Source organism: Sphingobium herbicidovorans, assembly GCF_002080435.1.
Taxonomy (GTDB): Bacteria; Pseudomonadota; Alphaproteobacteria; order Sphingomonadales; family Sphingomonadaceae; genus Sphingobium; species Sphingobium herbicidovorans.
Genome location: NZ_CP020538.1, coordinates 2541008 through 2558755 on the forward strand (window position 1 = coordinate 2541008; position 17748 = coordinate 2558755).

Here is a 17748-nt window from a genome sequence, read left to right on the forward strand (position 1 = left end):
GCATGTCCGCGCGCATCCACGCGCAGATGATGAAGGTCGTCAGGTCAGGTGGTCGGACTGGATCGAGGCTAAGGCCTCACCACTCCGGAACGTGCGTCATGTCGGCGATGATGACCGCGTAGGAGCGATCGACGGAATCCTGATGGTCGTAAGCCATGTCCGGGAAGGCGTAGTCGTCATCATCCATGTAGGACATGTCGATCGACGTCAGCACACCGCCAGACAGTCTCAGGCCCATGATCTCGCGCCGGATGCGGTAGAAGCGCAGATTGGAGCCGATCCCGTCATAGGCGCGGTCATCATCCATGCGCGTACGGCCAGCCCATTTGAAGCAGCAGAAGCCCCACTTGCGATTGGTCGGCAGCGACAGGTTGATCGGGTTTGCGACATAGTCGCTGCCGGTCAGCACCTGATGCACCCGCAGGTAACGATAGCCGGAATAATAGGTAATGACGCCCGCGGCTGTCCTGATGATACGACCCCATTTGTTGATGGGTGTGGGCGGCGGCAGGGGAACGTCAAACACGGCGAGCTTAGACGTGCTACCACGCGCCTTGTTCGTCACCAGGAATCCGCTGTCGCTCAGGCCGGTGTAAGCATCGGCTGAGAAGAAAACGAGCGGCGTCTCGGGCGAGCCTGGCGAGGGCGCGTCTATATAACTGTATCCGTCTTTCGGATATTCGGTGAAGGTCTGATAGCTGCCCTTGTCAGGAGAACCCGTGGACGCGGTCTCCACGGCGCGAAGCATCAGGTTGCGGTAGAATTGGTCGATCTGCACCGCGCCGGAGCTTCCCAATATCCTATAGCCGTGCGGCATCAATACACCCCGTAGAGAAGCTGAACCTTGGTGACGTTGGGAGCTGGAGAAACATTGAGGTCTATCGACCAGTTAAGCGTCTGCCCCGACACCGAGATGGTGACCCCGACAACCGGTCGTCGGGGGATCGACGCATAATCATAACGGATTGCCCACCATGGCGTGCCGGTGAGGAAGATCGGGTCATTGAACGACCCGGTCCAAATGCCCCCAGACACGTTGGAGTTTGCGGCCGTGATGTCGAAGAAGCCGGAGACGCGTCCATAGCGCGCGCCTTCCTCGACCTGCAGATTGCCTGAAGCGTCCCGAACGCGCGTGCCCCAACCCATTATGTCAGCCAGCCTTCTTCAAGCACGCGAACGCCGTTACTGAGGATATATTCCGTCGTGCGCCCCTGACTGTCGACCGTGATATATTTCCCGTCCGACCCGTTCCCCCCGGGCGGGATCATCCGCAGCCGGTTGGACTGGATGGTCAGGTCAACGACCTGGCCATTGTTGAGGAACTTCATGCCGCCGATGACGCCGTTGACATCGACCGACAGAACCCATTGGGCAAACAGCGATGTCAGATCGTCTTCGACGGCGGCGATCGCACTCGACTGGCTCGTGATCGTCGCGGTGTGGCCGTCTACCGTTGCCGAAACGGAGTTGACTTGGTCCGCCAATGCACTGTCCGCGGCGGCTCTGATCGTCTGTTCGTTCGTGATGCCCGCTTCCGCCGTGCCCATACGAACGCCGATCTTTTCGACGGCGCGCGCAATGACCTCCTGAGCATTCGCGCGGATGGTCCGCTCACTTGAGAAGGCGGCGCTATTCTCGCTCGTCTTGATCGTTGCGGCCAGCAGCGCGCCCGCAAGCGCATCATTCGCCGTCGCCATCACGCCCAGCTTGTTCGAAAGCTCCACGATCCCCTGCGGGCTGAGCGCTTCGATCTGTTGGACGAGCAGTTCGATATCGCCACTGTTTGTGGCTACGTTCTGTTCGATGGTTTCGATGGCGCTGCCTTGCGCCGCGATGTCCGCCACGGCGGCGTCGATGGCTGTCTGGGCCGCCGCAGCGTCCTCCTCCAGCTGGGTCATCTGCACATCGATCTGGCTCAACTGCCCTTCGATGATCGTGATCTTGCCCAACCCCGTGACGACATTGACGAACATCGTCATGTTGCCCAGCGCTGTGCCGACACGATAGGCGATCCGCACATCATAGGCCGTTTCGCTCTCGAGCGGCGCAATGACATGCTCGACCGGCTCGACGGCCGACAGGATGGCAGAGCCGGTCCACGGCTCGTCGCCCGTTTTGCGATAGTCGATGACGATCGCGTCGGCCGAGGGCATTTCGCTCGCGCCGACCACCTGCAGGGCCGGGAAACCTTCGCCGGACGTCACGCCCGTGACGGTCCAGTTCTCAGCAAGCGGTGCGGGCGGCTTCAGGTCCGGCGCCGAGAGCCGGAACGGCTTGGGCGGCGTTGTCGTCTGCCCCAGCGCATAGGCATGCTTGGAATAGGTCTCCGTCTCGCCCGCGAACGACACCTTGCCCGTAGCGGGGTCTGGCGCACGGCGGGTGATGAGTACCGGCTGATTGACCAGCCCCTCTTCGGGCACGTTGAGATAGACGACGTCGCCTGTCTTCAGCCCGATCCATTCCGGGCCGGTCGTCCAAGTGAACGGCCCAGCCTCGCGGCTGTTGACGACGGCATAGGCTGCAAGCTGGCCGGGCTGGCTCGCGGTGTTGCCGCTGAACACCTGCACGAGCGGGAAATCGACTTCCTTCGTGCGCTGCCCACCGTCCGCCGTCACATAGTCGGCGACGGTAACTGCTGTGCCGCTAATGACCGCCCAATCGCTATCCTCATCGACGTAGCGGGGAATGACGCTGTTGAAGCGGTCGCGGCGGCTCTTGGTCGCGGAGATCGATAGGCCATCCAGCAGGTGGCGGCTCTCGATTGTCGCGATCGCGGTGCGAGGCGTCGAGGTGAGGCAGCCGATCATCGCCCCGGTCTGGGTGGGTATCGCGCCGCCAGCCTGCAGCATTCGCTTCAGCGTGTCCCACTTGCTGTCCGTCGTCCACTCGACGCCGCCGACCTTCCAGTCATTGGCCTCGCAGACATTGGCGCACTCGACAAAATCGGCGACGCGAATGGTCGAAATCGGCGCGCCGATGCCGCACACCCGCTTGCCATTCTGCCAGCGACCGAGCGCCCAGGTGAGCGCGTGCAGGCCGGGATTGTCCGACCATTCGTAGGTCACCTCATTGAGTGCGCGATGTGAGCCGGATCCGCCGGGATAGGTGCTGTCCTTGCGCGGGTCATAGACCTTCACCCACTTGCCGATCCACGCTGGCTCCGGCGCGCCTGCGCCGAACAGATCGCCGTCAGTGTCGAAGCGGAGCGCCCACTGCGCATGCGCGATGCCGCTCAACTTGTGATTAGCGGTCCAGTCAGGGAACGGCTTGCCGCCGAAGGTCATCGCCAACGCCGAGCCGCTCGACGCCCCCAGCGACAGCTTCTGCGCCATGTAGCGGTAAAAGCGACCATTGGCGTCGCCGTCGCTGTTGGTCGAGAAGGTTACGACCTCATTGTCGGCCGTGAACTGCTCGATGCTATGGATCGGCCCGGCGATGGACAGCAGCGCGACGAAGGCGAGAATATCGTGCTTCGACTGCTGCTTGAAGCCGTCATAGGTGCGGGCATAGGCGCGAAGGCCGGACATGCGGGTGCGGCCGATGGCATAGGGTAAGCCGCTCTGCGGGTTCGTGGTGAACGTCGTTGCCGAACCCTCCACACCCATCTTGGGCGCCGTGAACGCGGCGGCCATGGACAGCACGCCCGCGCCGAGGCTGGCATAGGTGCCGATCGACATGGCGGTTGCCGCCGTGGTCGAACCCGCCGCCGCAGCAGCAGCGCCGCCTGCCGCGATGCCGACGCCCGTTGCCACGAGCGCAACCGCCGCAACGACCATCCCCACCGTGCGCAGAGCCTTCGCCATTACAGGACACTCCAGGCGCGCAGGATGCGGTCGGGGGCGAACGTCACCAAGCCGGGGTGATCCTCATGGAAACAGAAGAGGTTGCCATTGCCGGCATAGAGGCCGATCGCGCCCACCGGGCTGTCACCCTCGATCTGAGCGATGTCGCCGAGCAGCATGCGGGCATGAGGAATGGGCGTGAGGCCGATACCCTCTGCCATCTCAGCCAGCGTGGAATAGCCGAGCCGCCGAAGCGCGCGGCCCGCTCCGAGCGGTGAACTGTAGCTGCCGGCCTTGCTGATCAGGATCTTGTGCCCCAGCTTCTTCAGGTGAAACGCGGCGACCTTCGCGCAATCGACCTTGCCCCACTCAAAGGGCCGGTCGCGATACCGCGCCATGGTCGCCTCGATCGCGGCGTGCCGACGTTCGAGCGGGGTCATCGCGGCATGCTCGCTTTCACCGCTGGAGCGTTGGCGAACCAGCCAGCCAGCCCGCTTTTGTGGTTGTTGCCCTGCGGCGGCTTCGCGCCCCAATAGAGGTTCACGTCCGTTCCCGTCATATGCTCAAGGCCCAGCTCGCCGGGCCAGATGGACTGATGCCATCCATTGGAGGCCCGCTGCCCTTCCTCCACCTCGAACAGCCGCTCGAACACACTGACCACCGTAAAGGTCACGCTGCGCTCGCCCCGCGCGTCGATCTCGACGGTCGGCACGTCGATCTCGCCCAGGAAGACGACCTCTGGCACGCCCATGACCGCCCCATTCGCCATGTTCACCGCGCCGACGAGCAACTGCACGGAACAGCCCTGCATGTCGGGGCTGGCAAGGGTCGCGGCTGCGCTGAGATTGGGCGGGAACAGCTTGATCGTGATTTCGGGAGCCTGATCGCCAACCTCCTCGCTCAGCTCCGACAGTTCGGCGATCGTGCCGAACACATCATCACAGCCGACATAGGTCTCCCCGCCGATTTGGAGCGTGCCCGATCCATCGAGCAGCCGGATGGTGTACGTCGGCAGCGCGATCCTGAGCGCGCCGAACAGCAGCACGCTGGGCTGCGCCAGCGCGGACTTGAGCGTTGGGTCCAAGGGATGCCCCCAAAAGAAAAGGGCCGCCGGAGAAGGGCGACCCTGTCAGATTGCGACGGTGACTATGAGATCAGGCGGGCAGGACACCCGCGAGGGCGAGGCCGCAGCCCAGCAGGAAGGCGATGATCGAGCCGAACGTCAGGATGATACCGGCTGCGTAGAACTTGCCGCCCGCGACAACCTCAGCCCGTTCGGCGGCATTATCTTTGCTGGCCCCGTTCAGCACCTCCCGGTCGTACCGCATAATTTCATATTGGCAGGACAGCGAGAAATGATGCTGCGACAGAAAGGCCATGGCGAAAGCGGCAAGCGTGGCGACCAGGCCGACGACGAAGCCCCAGAAGCTCCACCACAGCATGGCGGTGTCGAGGCGCAGCGAAATGCCGCGCTTCTGCATGTTGCCGATGAAGGTGAACAAGCCCACCATCGCGCCACCGTTCACGAGCAGGAGCGCGGCCAGCAGCTTTTCCGCCAACACAGTCTGAGTGCGGACCCTTTCCATGAACTCGGCTTGAGCCGATGCCCGCCGCAGCTCTGTGACCTTGAAACGATTTTCTTCCATCATGCGCCCTCTGAAATGGTGAAACTGAAGCTGGCAAGTCTGTCGACCGAAATCTGCCATGAGAGTTCGTCGCCAGGCGATACCAACCCCTCGATCTTCGGTGCGGCAATTTCCACCACGTCATTGACCGAAAGACTCGACCGCAGCAGCGGCCAGATCGTGGCGCTAACGGTGCCACCCGCGCCGACCGTCGCATCAGCAGATGCCATCTCCATGTATCGGCGCCCGCCGTGGATGATGGAGACCATCTGGCCTTCCTTGATGACGTAGCCCGGCGTCATACCCTTCAGCGGCAGGGTCGTGCCGGATGCCACCACGGCCGACACCAGCGGCGCGCCGGGATTGCCAGTGTCGAAGTCTGGCTGTGGCCATTCCATCAGCAGCCGGTCCTCTCGGGCGCGCAGCAGGCGCGACTGGACGATCAGAGCCTTGTCCCGCGTCGACATGGGCGGCAGCGTAACGCGCAGCCCGAAACGGGTGCCGAGGCGGTTGATGCGCTGCTCCGGCCCGCCAAGGAATGGGGTCAGGACCGTGCCGAAGTCGCGCAGGAACGGCTCCGCTCCGCTGGGCACGGCCCAATCTGGAAGGCTAATGACAGCCATCAGCCACGCCCCGGTATGCGGCGGCGGCCGACGCGAGCAACATCCGAGCCGGCGGCCTTACGCGCCTGCACCCCGGACGCGACAGCCATGGGGGCGGCGACACCTGCGGCGCGCTGATCTACCACAACCTCGAAGTAGGGCGATGGGATCACCTCCACATGTGCCCGCCCGCCATTGTCATTGCCCGGTCGGCGGATATCGACCATTTCGCCCCGCGATGCCTTGAACGCCACCACATTCTTGTCGATCCCCGGCATGCCGCCCACACGGAAGCTCCCCCCGGTGTTGAAGGCGGGCAGATCCGTGAAGGGAGTTTTTCCAACATTCGCCGCCAGCCCGGCGATATTGGCGGAGGCGGTATCGAGCGAACCGGCGAGGGGATTTCCGCCGCCCAGCACACCACCCAGAACACTTGAAATGCCTCCGACGATCGCCTTTTGAAGTTGGATGCGGATCAGGTCTGCGATGATCTGGTTGGTCACCTGCTTGAACACATCGCCGAGCGAGCGCGCGCCCGTCGCGGCATCAGCCAGCCCGTTTACCACACCCTCAATGCCATCCACCTGCACGCGCTCAAGAGCCTCCCGCGCTTCATCAGCGGAGCGTGGCAGGCGGTCGAGATAGGCTTCCAGCGGCCCCTGTGTCTGCCGGGTAACCTGATCTCGCGCACCAGACTGCAAGGCAGGCAGAGCCATCAGCCGAGCACGGGCGCGAGTTGCAGTTTCCAGATCGGAAGACGCCGCCTCAATCTCCAGCATGCGCCGCTCAACATCGAACTGCGTTTCAAGAATGCGAAGCTCAACTGCCCGCCGCTCCTGTGCGGTGCGTGCGGCGTCCGCAGACAGTTGCATCAGCTCGACAGCAAGGTCAGCCCGGTCTTGCTCACGGCGGATGGTCCGCTGGTCGATTTCATCCTGGGCACGCTGGCGGGCGAGACGCTTGCGAGCGTCTGCATTTTGATTGTTGATCTCGATCAGCTGCTGCTTCTTGGCCGCGTCGATCTGGTCATCGGCGTTGATCGACCGCTCCCGTACTTGCCGGTCGGTCTCGATCTGCTGAAGATCAGCGTCGCGTCTCGCCTCAATTGTTCCGGTCAAATCGGCAAGGGTGGTGGTGAGGTCTGACTGCTCCCGCGCGAAATCGTCCGTGAAGCGGCGCAGGGCATCGGCAGCGCGTTCAGCTTCATGCTGCGCCCGCTTGCGAGCAGCTTCAGCTTCCCGCGCCGCCTTCTTGCTAGCCTTGTCGTCCGCCGCAACGGCAGCAGGCTTAAGAACGGACGGGGTTTTCTTCGCATCTCGCAGCGGATTGCCCTGCAAGATACGGTCCAGCGTCGCCTTCGCGTTGGCGTTGCTGATGTTTCCCTGTGTTTGGCGGACCAATGCAGCGGCACTGGTGCTGTTCATGAAATCATCGAAGCCTTGGCGGAAAGTTCCGCCAGTGGCCGCCGAGTAGATACCTCGCCCGAATGCCTGGGGGCGCCTCCACAGTCCGGTGGCGAAGTCGAGGCCGGACGCCATGCCCTCCGGGCTGATCTTGGCTCTTTCGGGGTTCAAGTTCTGCGCCCAAACCATCCATTGACGGATTTCCTTGAGCGTATCGAGCACTGGCATTGCAGCCTGCTGGACCGTGTTCAGCTCCTGACGGAGAGCAATGCCCCAGCGCTCAGCCGCCGAGCCCATGTCATCGAAACCCTGCGCGCCATCTGTCACAAAGTTGGATATGGCCGTGGAGAACTGGCCGCCGCGGTCGAAATCGCCGAAAGCGGTAATGGCCGCGTTGCGCACCTGCCCCATGGCCTCGTCGAAGGTGACGGGCATCTGCCGGAATTCGGCGTCAATCCCGTCTGTGAACTTGCGGTCGGTGAGCGCACGAAACAGGCGGTCGGCAGTCAACTCCCCCTCTTCCGCCATCTTACGCAGGCTCCCAATGGGGACGCCAAGGCTATCGGCCAGCAGGCGGGCGAGCCGGGGGGAAGATTCCATGATCGAGTTGAATTCGTCGCCTCGGAGAACACCAGACGCGAGTGCCTGGCCGAATTGCAAGGTAGCGGAAGCCGCCTCCGCCTGGCCCGCGCCGCTGATTTTCAACGTCTTCGAAAATGTCTCGGTCGCGCGCGCTGCTTCCCACTGTTGCCCTCCCAACTCCTTCGTCGCCCGGATGAAGTTGGCATAGAGAGAGCCAGTTTCAGCCAGCCCGTTCCGCGTGGTGCTGGCGATGCGGTTCACATCTTCCTGTGCTTGTCCAAAGCTGCCGAACTGAGCCGTCGCCAGCTTCAACTGCGCCGCTAGCTGCTTCGACTGGTCAGCGAGTCGCAGATATGCAGCGCCAGCGGCCGTGACGGAGCCGATGCCGAGCGCCGCACCGATCCCTTGCAGCGCAGTGGAAATCAGCGTGGATGCGCTCGCTACCTCCTTCGCCGAGCGCGAAAACTGCTGCGTCGATTTTGAGGCCCGCTTGATACCCGTTTCGAACTCCGCAGAGTCGAGGCCCAGCGTTACCCTCAATGCGCCGATGACGCTGCGTGCCATGCTTTTGACTCCGTGAGGAAAAAACTTACATTCGGCTGCCGTTAGGAGAGCCTATGTCGTTCTGGAAAATCTGTACTTTCGTGGGGGCGCTTGTTGGCGGCCTCTTCATTCTCGGAGCGCTTGGTGACACCAGCGCGCCTCGGCAGGCGGCGGCGGCAGCCTTCGCGATATTCTTCGTCGCAGCCCCTTACTGCCTGCATGGCGTTCTGTTCCGCGACGCTCTTCTTGAGCGTGACCGCCCCCCAAGATACAGGAAGACACTAATTCCAGCGGTGTTACGCATGCCGCATATAAGAATTGGTCCGACTCTCAGCCGTAGCTGGACCTTCAGCGTTTGGTCGCGGCAAGGATTTGCATCGCCGCGATCATCTGTTCGGGGGTTTGGGCCTCCTGACCGCTTCTTTCACCGAGCAGCCGATCAAGCGGCGGCACCTTGCTGATGCGGCCGATGACAGCTCCATGCCACGCCGCGTTCATCCGTTCCCGGTGTTCCCAGCGGATACGCTGGCTATATCCATCCAGCGCCGCCTTCAGAAGACGGGGCGTTTGCACCCAAAATTGTGCGGGGTCGAAGCCCGCTTCGCACCACAGCGAAAAGAGCTTCAGCCAGTTCAAGCCTTTGCTTTCGCTCGACCCCGCTTCTGAGGGTTTGCATCGCCCTCGGCATCCTCCTTCTCAGGCCACGCCTGCTGCATGGCCTTCGAGACCGCATCCCGCACCGTCGGAACGCCCCAGGCGAGAACCCGGTCAGGGAAACCGTCATAGGGCATCCCATACTGCCGATAGGTTCCAGCCCAGGCCAGAGCTGCCGTCATGCCGAGATGCGCGCCGCTGTCGAACAGCCCGAGGATCGAGCTGATCGGCATGGCGGTAATTGTCTCCGCCATCATCAACGCATCGGCGTTCATGGTGATGACGTAGCTCTGGCCATCAGCCTCGAAGGAGGCTTCCCCTCTCAATGGATTGGTCATGGGGCGGTCGGATCAACGGCGGACTGAGTGACCGCGCCATTCACCCGCATTGTGATCGTCGCGGTCTGGCGGTCATCGATGGGGATCTCCTTTTCATACCCCTTGATGATGGCCGAGAATTCGAAATACTGGAACGACGCGCCGGCGGGGATAGAAACAACCACTTCCCGAGCCTCGCCGGCTTCGAGGGCATCGTTGATCAGCGTGTCGCTGGCACTGCCGGCGATATAGTTGATGCCGAACGACACTTCGCCATTGTCGATCAAGCCCGGAACATACTCGTTGGCGCGCCCGGGTGACTTGAAGTGCGTCGCCACCACATCGTTCTGCTGCGGGTTCGGCAGCGAGATCGAAATCACTTCGGCGATTTCGGTCAGGACGTCGGAATCGTTGGCGATCCAAAGCCCGGCACCGTAGCCGATCTTCACGTTGGCCATTGCATTCTACCTTTCAGAGAGGTTGCCACCAGATGAGAAAATCCGCGCTGACGCGGAAAACAGTGCCGACACCCGGCACATCTTCATGGCCATCCCGCTCCGACTGGAGAAAGGACATGCCGAATATCGTTCCGCCCGATGTGGCCGGAGTTTCCAGAATGGCTGTAAGCGCAGTTGCCACCGCCTTGGCGGCGGCCGCGCTAAGCGCCCAGGCATCGAACTGCATCAGCGTGCCGTGAGTGCCGTCAGCCCCTGAGAAGGTATAGGCGCGGCCCGGCGCCACCTTCGTGAGCGTAAGGGCTGGCAAAGCCTCCCCTTGGACGCGTGAGACGGGCGTCACTCGATTGCCGATCAGTGCCGCCAGTCCAGCGTCTGCCAGCAGGCGGGCGATAAGGTCCGCTTCCATCTACCTGACTTTCGGAGCTTTTGCCGCCTGCTTGGCGACCTCGATGCCCAGAGTTGCGCCGATCAGGTCCAATGCTGTCATGCGTTCCGCCTCCCAGGCAGGGCGCATGAAGGGCTGCGCCGGTTCCTTGTAGGTGCCGAACTCCTGAGTGATCGCCTGCGGATGCTGGCCCGGTCCAACATGGATTTCGAGCGAAGCCACCGCGCCACGGTCGCCACGCTGCGACGGTGCAAGCGAAGTCGAGACATCGATGCTTTCGCGCAGATGACCACGATCCACTGGAACAATCGCTCGGGCCGCTCGAGCGATGGGTTCGCCGCCAGCCCGCAGGGCCTTAAGGCCGACACGGCGCCGCTTCCCAACCTCGCCGATCTGAGCCAGCGCCTGCTCCAGTTCCTTCATGCCGGTTAGCTTGAATGTTTCGGACATCACGATACCGCCCTGACAGCGTTGATCTTTACGCCTTCGTTCAGACCCATTGGGGCTATTGCTCGAATGTCCCAGATCCCGCCGTCGAAGGCGACGCGATCCGTCAGCAACAAGCTCCGTGACTTGCTGTTCGCTAAAACCTCGAAGGTCGCGGCCTGCGCTCCCCCAGCCTGGGCAGCCTGCCGCTGTTCGTCGCCACTTCCAAAATAGACAGATGCCCAAAGCCGCGTATGCTCTACCCAAGCCTTCTCCGGCTCGTTCAGCGAGTTGCGGGTTTCCGTCGCGCGCTCGATGATAATGCGCTTATTGCGTCGGCCTGCATCAAGCGACATCAGCGATAGACCCGATATGGCTGCAACAGCGCCTCAACCCCAACCGTCAGGGGCACCGACGCCATAGTAGAACCCGTGGCCACGGTCGCGCGGCTGTGAAAAAGATCGCCCACAATGAGCAGGATCGCGGCCTTGATAGGAGCAGGGACCGACTGATACCCGGCACGGTAGCGGAGCCGCCCCCCCTCCGGCAGCAGCGAACCGCCTTCCCAAGGCCAACCCCCTTGAGCTGGAACGATGCGGTCGCCTGAGAAAGCGAAATTGGCGAGGTCCGCCTGATGCTCGTCGCCGTTGCGATCGAGATAATATGCGCTGACCAGCGACAGCACAGGTCCAAAGGGCAGGCGAAGGCTGGACCCTACTGTCAGAAGGGAAAAATGCGCCTCCAGCTCACGGGTGCCAAGTGAGCGCCCCAGCCAACCATCGGGACCGTCTATATGGGCGGTCGCGGCGGCGATTAGAGCTTCGACATAGGACTTCTGCTCTTCATCGCCCTCCAACCGCAGATGCTGATCGGCCTCCTCCCATGTGACGGCAGGAGCCGGATCGGTCATCATCACGACGCGCATCAGGCGATGACCGTCGCCGTCTCGGCCGACACCGCCTTGACGGTGTTAGCGCTGTTCAGCGAATTGGCGGCCGTCACCTCGTAGGTGATCTTCGCGCCGACATCGCCAGCCTGCACGACATAGGTCGCGGCGGTCGCTCCGGCGATTGCCACGCCGCCGCGCAGCCAGCGCCGCGCGGAGACGCTGCCATTGCGGACCGTCCCGCTCGCCCCCGTCAGCGTCTGCCCAACCTGGGCGGTGCCGGTGATCGACGGCGCGACCGTGAAAGCGGGCGCGCACATGAAGCCGCGCGAGCGGCGAGCGGAACGGGACATTGGTCAGGCCTCCTTGTTCTTGGCTTCGGGAGCCTTCTTGTTGCTGGAATCGGGCGCCTGCTTGTCCTCGGGCTTCGCCCCCGCCTTCTCCTGCGCAGCGATCGCGGCGGAGATCTCCGCCTCGGTGCTGCGCGATGCATAGCCTTGCGGGGGATAGTTAGCCGCCTTGTAGCCCGCCGCCACATACTCCTCGACTGTCGGGCCATCCTCGCGCAGCTGCTCGGACTCGTCCTTCTCGAAGGCGTGCTGGTCGCCTGCCTTCACCTCGTCGGGCGTGGCCTCACGGACCAGGCCTTTCTTGACCAGCTCGTTGAAGCGGGTCGAGGTGATGTTCCGGAGGATCATGCCGGCGGTGACGGAACCGTTGTCGCCGTAATGATCGTCCAGGACCAATGCGTTTTTGCTCATGTCGTCCTCCTTCTCGGATCATCAGCGCAGCGTGCGCCGATGATCGGAAAAGGGGCGCCGACCATAGCCGGCGCCCTCATAGGTCAGGCGATGGTCAGCGAACCCTTCACCAGCGCAGCAGGGCGGCGCACGACAAGCGCGAGGCGCTTTTCCGCACGGACCGTCAGCATATTCTTGATGAAGTTATCGCGGTCCTGGTCGGAAATGCGGACCTCGGTGTCCATCCGGTCGAAGATCTGCCCAGCCAGCTTGAAATTGCCGGTCAGAAAGTTGCTGGTGCCGATGCGCTTGCTCGGCACGACCGGGCGACCCCAGAGGACCGGACCTGCGATGCCCTGCGGGTTGGCGAAGATATAGCCGCCGGCAGCGTCCTTCGTCAGTTCGATGTTCGCCCACTGGGTCGGATGGATGACGATGCCGTCGGGAGCGAAATCGGCCAGTTCGACCTGCAAGATGGCGAGGCGGAGGCGGTCGATCTTCGTTTCGCCGGTGATGGTGACGCCCGCCGGCTGCGAATAGGCGGTTGCCTGCGTGTAAAGGCCGTTCAGATGCTGGCCGGTGCCGTCGCCCAGCAGCAGCTCGGCGTCTTCGACATCATCCAGGCCCCAGCGCAGTTCGCCGTCGATCAGGCTTTCCAGCTGCGGCACATCGTCCATCGCCTGACGCGACACCGGAATCCAGTGGGCGACCGTGCGCACCGGCGCGTCATCGACATCCCACTCATAGACGGACTCGGGCTTCTGCGCGCCTTCCGCCACGGCCGCCGCATTGTTGGTCCGGGTCACCTGCTTGGCGAACTCGATCGAGTTGCCGTCGGTGCGACCCGGCGTGAGCAGGTCGCGGACGCGCAGGCCCATGCGAGGCAGGCCGACAATGTCGGTCTGGCGATCGGGACGGATCAGGCCGCCAGCGGAACCGGATGCCGTGGTGACCGCCTTCACGCTGAAGCCGATCGTGCCCTTGCAACCGCCCTCGACGTATGACTTCACATCGGCGTGGTTGGCGACCTCGCGGCCGAGGCTCTTCAGCTGCTGATCTTCGTCGCCACCGCCGCGACGCGACTGGGCGAGCTTCTGCGACAGCTCGGTGATTTCGCCGCGCAGCCCCTCCAGCTCATAAAGAGCCTTGTCGGCCTTTTCCTTGGTCTCGGTCGAGACCTTTTCGCCCGCCTCGCTCTTGGCTTTGAATTCCTTGGCGAACTCCTTCACCTCGCCAAGCGTGTCACCGAGCTGCTTCTGGAGGGTTTCGAGGGTTTTGTCGTCGCCGCCGGCTTCCTTGCGGCCGAACTCGCGTGCCATCGGAAGCGCCGTCATCGCCATGGCGACGGCGCCGAACAGGCTGTGGCCGCCGCCTGATGCTGCATGGGCAACGGTGGTGGCGGCCATTGCCGCGTCAGAAATGCCGACAAGCGCCAGCGTCACGGCAAGCGCCGCGAAAATATAGTGTCGCATCTGGATTTCCTTCTTAGGCGGACTTCAGCGAGAAGCCGGCCAGGGTGTCCGAAAGGCCCTTGAGGGCCGGGGTCATCGTCTCTTCGCGGTCGGACTCCCTCCGACGCATTTCCGCGAGGCCGTGGCCGACGAGGCCGGCGGCGCGCGTCTTCGAGAAGCCTGCCTCCCGCAGGAACTTCTCGTATTCTCGATCCGTGGGCAGCTCGCCGTGAGCGAGCTTGAATTTCACCGCCTCCACTCGCGCGTCGTCATTGGCGGGGAAGGTGACGAGGCTGATCTCCACAAGGTCCAGTTTGGTCAGGGTGCGGATGCCGGTCTTTTCGTCATAGCTCGACTCGCGGACCCAATAGCCGATCGACAGGCCAGTCACCGTGCGCGCCTTCATGTGCGCATAGGCGCGCCGCTCCATGTCGCCAGCATCGAGCAGGATGCTTCCCTTGCCGAACAAGCCATGATCGTCCTCGCGGAGGTCGCTCCACGCGCCGATCGGCTCGCTCGACCGATGCTGCCACAGCACCGGGACCGGGCGGCCTTTGCGCGCCAGCTCGGCAAGACTATCCGCGAACGCGCCCTTGGCGACCACTTCCTGATAACTGTCGACCACCCCGAAGACGGAGCCATAGCCGTTGAAACTGCCGTCCTCCTCGACGGCCTTGATGTCAAAGTCGAAGTCGCGGACCTTGAGGGCGCCGCTGTGCTTGCGACCGAATTGGGGATGCAACCGCATCGTCAGTCCTCCAGTTTGGGGCCACCGTTGTGGCCAAGCATCGCCGCCTTCACGCGCGCGTCGATCATTCCATCCACGTCACCGCCGAACAGCAGGTTCAGCAGGGCGGACCGCGCGCCTTGTTCGGGCGTCAACGATCCGAGCTGATCGAGCGGCACCAGGTTCGACTGCACGGTCAGGAAATCGTCGCCGGGCATAGCGGGCAGATTTTCGCGCCGACGCATTTCGCCCCGCGTCATCACGCCGTTCTGCCCGAAGGCCGAGTAGAGCGCGGCGCGGGCTGCGCTGTCGGCCGCCATCAGCGCTTCGCGGTTGATCTCGGCATAGACCCGCTTGCGCTCGCCACGCGGCAGAAGCTGCTGCTTCACAGCCTGCTCGATGCGGCGCAGAAGCGGGTTGAGCAGCAGGGTCTGCCAACCGAGCAGGATCTGCTCCACGCCCGATCCCCACATGGTCTGCCCCTTGGCCGCGTGGCCGATGAGGATCGGGAACATGCCGAACCAGCGACAGATTTCCTCCACGTCCCATGACCGCGACTCCAGCAGCTGAACCTCCGACGGGTTCATGCGCAGAGGCGAAAATTTGAAATCCTTCTCCAGCGGCACGATGCGGCCGCGCATTGCGTCACCTCGGAAGGCGTCGAAAATCTCGATCAGGTCGGCGCGCTGCTCAGGCTTGAGCGACTGCGCCCCGGTTTCCATGAAGCCGGATAGCTGCAGGCCGCCGTGGAACGTGTCCGCTGCCGTCTTGTTCGCGGCAATCGCACTGCCGAAGGTCCGGCGGCCCAGCTCAATCGCGGAGAGGCCCTGATCGCCGCCCAGCGTGACGCCGCGCAGGTGGAACACCTTATCAGCAGGCAGCTCTTCGACCTTCCCCCGGTCGGTAAAGTGATAAACCCGCTCGTTATTGTTGTTCCGGCAGACCTTCACCAGATGGGGCGCCATGGGCGTCAGCGCGGTCACCCGCTGCCCCAGCATCTCCTTTTCGGCATAGCCGTTGCCCCAGAGATCGACGCAGGCAACCATGCTCGACCAGAATTCAGACGCGGTCTGATCCCGGTTCGGCTCCTCATGCACCAGGTCGTAGAGCCAATGGTCGGTGCGATCGACGCGGCCACCATCACTGGCCTTTTCGTGAACGCCCATACCCATCGAACCGACAACATCGGATTTGAGGCGGACGCAAGCCCATGCTGTCGGCAGACCGAGCGTGGTGCGCTGGTTTACAACCTGCCCGGCAGAGTCGGAGGCGTAGCCGCGCCGAATTGCGCGGCGGCTCGGTTCATCTTCGGGCGCACCGCTGAGCTTGCCGCTGTCCCCGGTGCCGAACCAGCGCAGCGCGCTTCCCATCCACTGCCAATTTGCCATCAGGCGGCTTTCGGCTTCATCTGGGCGATGAAGTCATCCAGGTTGCCGCCCTGCGCCGCCGGGTTGGCCTCCAGCAGCTTCGCAGCGTTAAAACCGGCGATCAGCGGGTCGATCTTGGCCTTGCCGGCCGATTCCTTGGTAATCAGCACGGCATTCCCTTTCTGCTCTGCCTTCGCATTGCCGACGCACCACGCCATCATGCGCGAGCCGTCATGCACGACCATTTTCAGCTTGAGCTTCCGCTCCATCGACCAGACGGCCGACGACAGGCGAAAGCCCTGGCTCACCGCGACAACCTGCGGGTGGACCAAACCTATCTCCGCGAGCGCGTCGACCAGCGCGCCGACGCCCTGCGGATCGAGGCCAATGGCCCCCTTGTCCGGCAACAGTCCGCTCGCCTTGACCTGCTCGATGACTGCGACGATTTCCGACACGTCCTCTTCGGAGGATGAACCATCCTCGAAATCGAGGTCGCCCCATTCTTCGAGCGCCGGACCGCCATTGTGGCCGACTTTGATCAGCGATCCGTCATCCACAAAATTCTGTAGGACGCTCTCTTCCGACTGGCGGCGCGTGAACACCTCCGGCCATGCCCAGGCGCGGAACCAGAAAAGCCACCTGCGGGTGCCGCGCTCTCGCCCTGCGACGCACAGGCCAAAGAGATCGTCCAAGCCGCCGCCGTCGATGCCGATCACCACGACCTCACACCGGCGCAGCAGCTCTTCCAGCGTCAGCGTCTTGTCGCCCGCTGCCTCCCACGAATCCGCCCCGCGCCAGCGGTGACGGCTCAGCCGAAGGCCGATTTCCACGTTCAGGTGCTTCGCCAGGAAGATCTGAAGCGCGCCAGAGCCTTCGCGCTGGGCCTCTATGAGCTTGCCCATCAGCCATTCGGCGTCGACCGAGCGGCCGATATTCGGGTTCGTCACATAGAAATTTTCAGGGTCGAGATAAGCCTCGGCCTCGATCATCGCCTCCGGAAACTCATAGAGCATCCCGAATTTCCGCAGGTCCGTCACTGTCCCGTCGCGGATCTCGCGGAACAGCGACAGCTTGGAGGCGAAGACGCCCGCCGGGGCCTCATCGCTATGTGTCGACAGGTAAACCACAAAGCCTTCTGGCCTCGACACCAGGCCGCCCGTGGCCTCCATCAGCATGGCATCGGCGCGAGGCATCTTGCCGAACAGCCATAGCTCTTCGACGATGATGAACGCCGCCTTCTTGCCCGACACGATGTCCGTGTCAGCGGCGACTACCTTCAACTCGGCGCGGGTAACCCGATGTTTGATAGTCCGCTGGTTCTCCACGATGTGGAGCAGCAGGTTCAGCTCAGGATCTTCGCGGACCATCCCCATTGCCGGGGTGAAGACGTTGTTCGCTACCTCCTTGGTTGGTGCCAGCACCAGCAGCTCGGCCGAGTGGCGCCAGTTGCGCACGATCGCGGTCACGGCGATCCCCGCCGCAATGGTCGATTTCGAGTTCTTCTTGCTGATCAGCAGCAGGAATTCGTTGATAAGACGCCGCGCCGTATCCGGATTATAGGCGCCGAAGATCGCGCCCACGAACTCGAAAACGAATGGCTCGCTTACCTCCCCGAAGGTCGGATAACGCCCCAGCTCGGCATCATAGGGCAGATCGGTGATCTGCAACGACTTGAAGACAGTAAGCGCCGCCTCCGCCTCGTCAGGAAAGAGTGGATCGAACGGCACCAACGAGCGCCGCTCAACAATCCTCTCGCGCCAATCCGGGCACGCGGTCGACCAAACCGGCTGCACAGCAGCC

The 17748-nt window shown here is 63.1% G+C and carries 21 protein-coding genes; all 21 read right to left on the minus strand.

The window, feature by feature from the left end; all coding sequences use genetic code 11:
* Window positions 1–76: 76 nt before the first annotated feature.
* Entirely contained in the window at window positions 77–817 is a 741-nt protein-coding gene (locus B6S01_RS12580) for a hypothetical protein (RefSeq protein WP_037464083.1), read from the minus strand.
* Window positions 817–1146 carry a hypothetical protein gene (locus B6S01_RS12585; protein ID WP_037464086.1) on the minus strand — a complete coding sequence of 110 codons (330 nt, stop codon included), beginning with the start codon at window positions 1144–1146 and terminating at the stop codon, window positions 817–819. Before B6S01_RS12585 ends, B6S01_RS12580 begins: the two co-directional genes overlap by 1 nt.
* The gene (locus B6S01_RS12590; protein WP_051908168.1) at window positions 1146–3803 is read right to left on the minus strand and encodes a phage tail protein; all 2658 of its coding nucleotides are present in this window, start codon (window positions 3801–3803) and stop codon (window positions 1146–1148) included. Before B6S01_RS12590 ends, B6S01_RS12585 begins: the two co-directional genes overlap by 1 nt.
* Entirely contained in the window at window positions 3803–4222 is a 420-nt protein-coding gene (locus tag B6S01_RS12595; protein ID WP_037464088.1) for a DUF6950 family protein, read from the minus strand. Before B6S01_RS12595 ends, B6S01_RS12590 begins: the two co-directional genes overlap by 1 nt.
* Window positions 4219–4866: a hypothetical protein gene (locus tag B6S01_RS12600; RefSeq protein ID WP_051908169.1), complete on the minus strand. Its 648-nt coding sequence runs from the start codon at window positions 4864–4866 to the stop codon at window positions 4219–4221. The genes B6S01_RS12595 and B6S01_RS12600 overlap by 4 nt, the downstream gene beginning before the upstream one ends.
* A 70-nt stretch (window positions 4867–4936) precedes the next feature.
* Window positions 4937–5431 carry a hypothetical protein gene (locus B6S01_RS12605; protein ID WP_081570400.1) on the minus strand — a complete coding sequence of 165 codons (495 nt, stop codon included), beginning with the start codon at window positions 5429–5431 and terminating at the stop codon, window positions 4937–4939.
* Window positions 5428–6030, minus strand: a complete 603-nt coding sequence (locus B6S01_RS12610; protein WP_037464092.1) for a hypothetical protein — start codon at window positions 6028–6030, stop codon at window positions 5428–5430. Before B6S01_RS12610 ends, B6S01_RS12605 begins: the two co-directional genes overlap by 4 nt.
* Window positions 6030–8558 carry a tape measure protein gene (locus B6S01_RS12615; protein WP_037464095.1) on the minus strand — a complete coding sequence of 843 codons (2529 nt, stop codon included), beginning with the start codon at window positions 8556–8558 and terminating at the stop codon, window positions 6030–6032. The genes B6S01_RS12610 and B6S01_RS12615 overlap by 1 nt, the downstream gene beginning before the upstream one ends.
* Window positions 8559–8885: 327 nt before the next feature.
* Entirely contained in the window at window positions 8886–9173 is a 288-nt protein-coding gene (locus tag B6S01_RS12620; RefSeq protein ID WP_037464101.1) for a hypothetical protein, read from the minus strand.
* Window positions 9170–9529 (minus strand): hypothetical protein, encoded by a 360-nt coding sequence (locus B6S01_RS12625; RefSeq protein ID WP_037464102.1) that lies wholly within the window; start codon window positions 9527–9529, stop codon window positions 9170–9172. The genes B6S01_RS12620 and B6S01_RS12625 overlap by 4 nt, the downstream gene beginning before the upstream one ends.
* The gene (locus B6S01_RS12630) at window positions 9526–9966 is read right to left on the minus strand and encodes a phage tail tube protein (RefSeq protein WP_037464105.1); all 441 of its coding nucleotides are present in this window, start codon (window positions 9964–9966) and stop codon (window positions 9526–9528) included. The genes B6S01_RS12625 and B6S01_RS12630 overlap by 4 nt, the downstream gene beginning before the upstream one ends.
* Before the next feature lie 13 nt (window positions 9967–9979).
* The gene (gp17, locus tag B6S01_RS12635) at window positions 9980–10372 is read right to left on the minus strand and encodes a tail completion protein gp17 (protein WP_037464107.1); all 393 of its coding nucleotides are present in this window, start codon (window positions 10370–10372) and stop codon (window positions 9980–9982) included.
* On the minus strand, window positions 10373–10801 hold the full coding sequence (locus tag B6S01_RS12640; protein ID WP_037464110.1) for an HK97-gp10 family putative phage morphogenesis protein: 429 nt from the start codon (window positions 10799–10801) through the stop codon (window positions 10373–10375).
* Window positions 10801–11133 carry a phage head completion protein gene (locus tag B6S01_RS12645; RefSeq protein ID WP_037464113.1) on the minus strand — a complete coding sequence of 111 codons (333 nt, stop codon included), beginning with the start codon at window positions 11131–11133 and terminating at the stop codon, window positions 10801–10803. Before B6S01_RS12645 ends, B6S01_RS12640 begins: the two co-directional genes overlap by 1 nt.
* Window positions 11133–11702, minus strand: a complete 570-nt coding sequence (locus tag B6S01_RS12650; RefSeq protein WP_037464115.1) for a head-tail connector protein — start codon at window positions 11700–11702, stop codon at window positions 11133–11135. Before B6S01_RS12650 ends, B6S01_RS12645 begins: the two co-directional genes overlap by 1 nt.
* Window positions 11702–12016: a hypothetical protein gene (locus B6S01_RS12655; RefSeq protein WP_037464119.1), complete on the minus strand. Its 315-nt coding sequence runs from the start codon at window positions 12014–12016 to the stop codon at window positions 11702–11704. Before B6S01_RS12655 ends, B6S01_RS12650 begins: the two co-directional genes overlap by 1 nt.
* A 3-nt stretch (window positions 12017–12019) precedes the next feature.
* Window positions 12020–12424, minus strand: a complete 405-nt coding sequence (locus B6S01_RS12660; RefSeq protein WP_051908172.1) for a hypothetical protein — start codon at window positions 12422–12424, stop codon at window positions 12020–12022.
* Between the two features lie 83 nt (window positions 12425–12507).
* Window positions 12508–13875, minus strand: coding sequence for a phage major capsid protein (locus B6S01_RS12665; protein WP_231567968.1), 1368 nt, complete (start codon window positions 13873–13875; stop codon window positions 12508–12510).
* A 13-nt stretch (window positions 13876–13888) separates the two neighbouring features.
* Entirely contained in the window at window positions 13889–14602 is a 714-nt protein-coding gene (locus tag B6S01_RS12670; protein ID WP_037464123.1) for an HK97 family phage prohead protease, read from the minus strand.
* Between the two features lie 2 nt (window positions 14603–14604).
* Window positions 14605–15951: a phage portal protein gene (locus B6S01_RS12675; RefSeq protein ID WP_234810765.1), complete on the minus strand. Its 1347-nt coding sequence runs from the start codon at window positions 15949–15951 to the stop codon at window positions 14605–14607.
* A gap of 17 nt (window positions 15952–15968) precedes the next feature.
* Complete coding sequence (locus tag B6S01_RS12680) at window positions 15969–17675, minus strand: terminase large subunit (protein WP_231567969.1); 1707 nt, start codon at window positions 17673–17675, stop codon at window positions 15969–15971.
* Window positions 17676–17748: the final 73 nt, after the last annotated feature.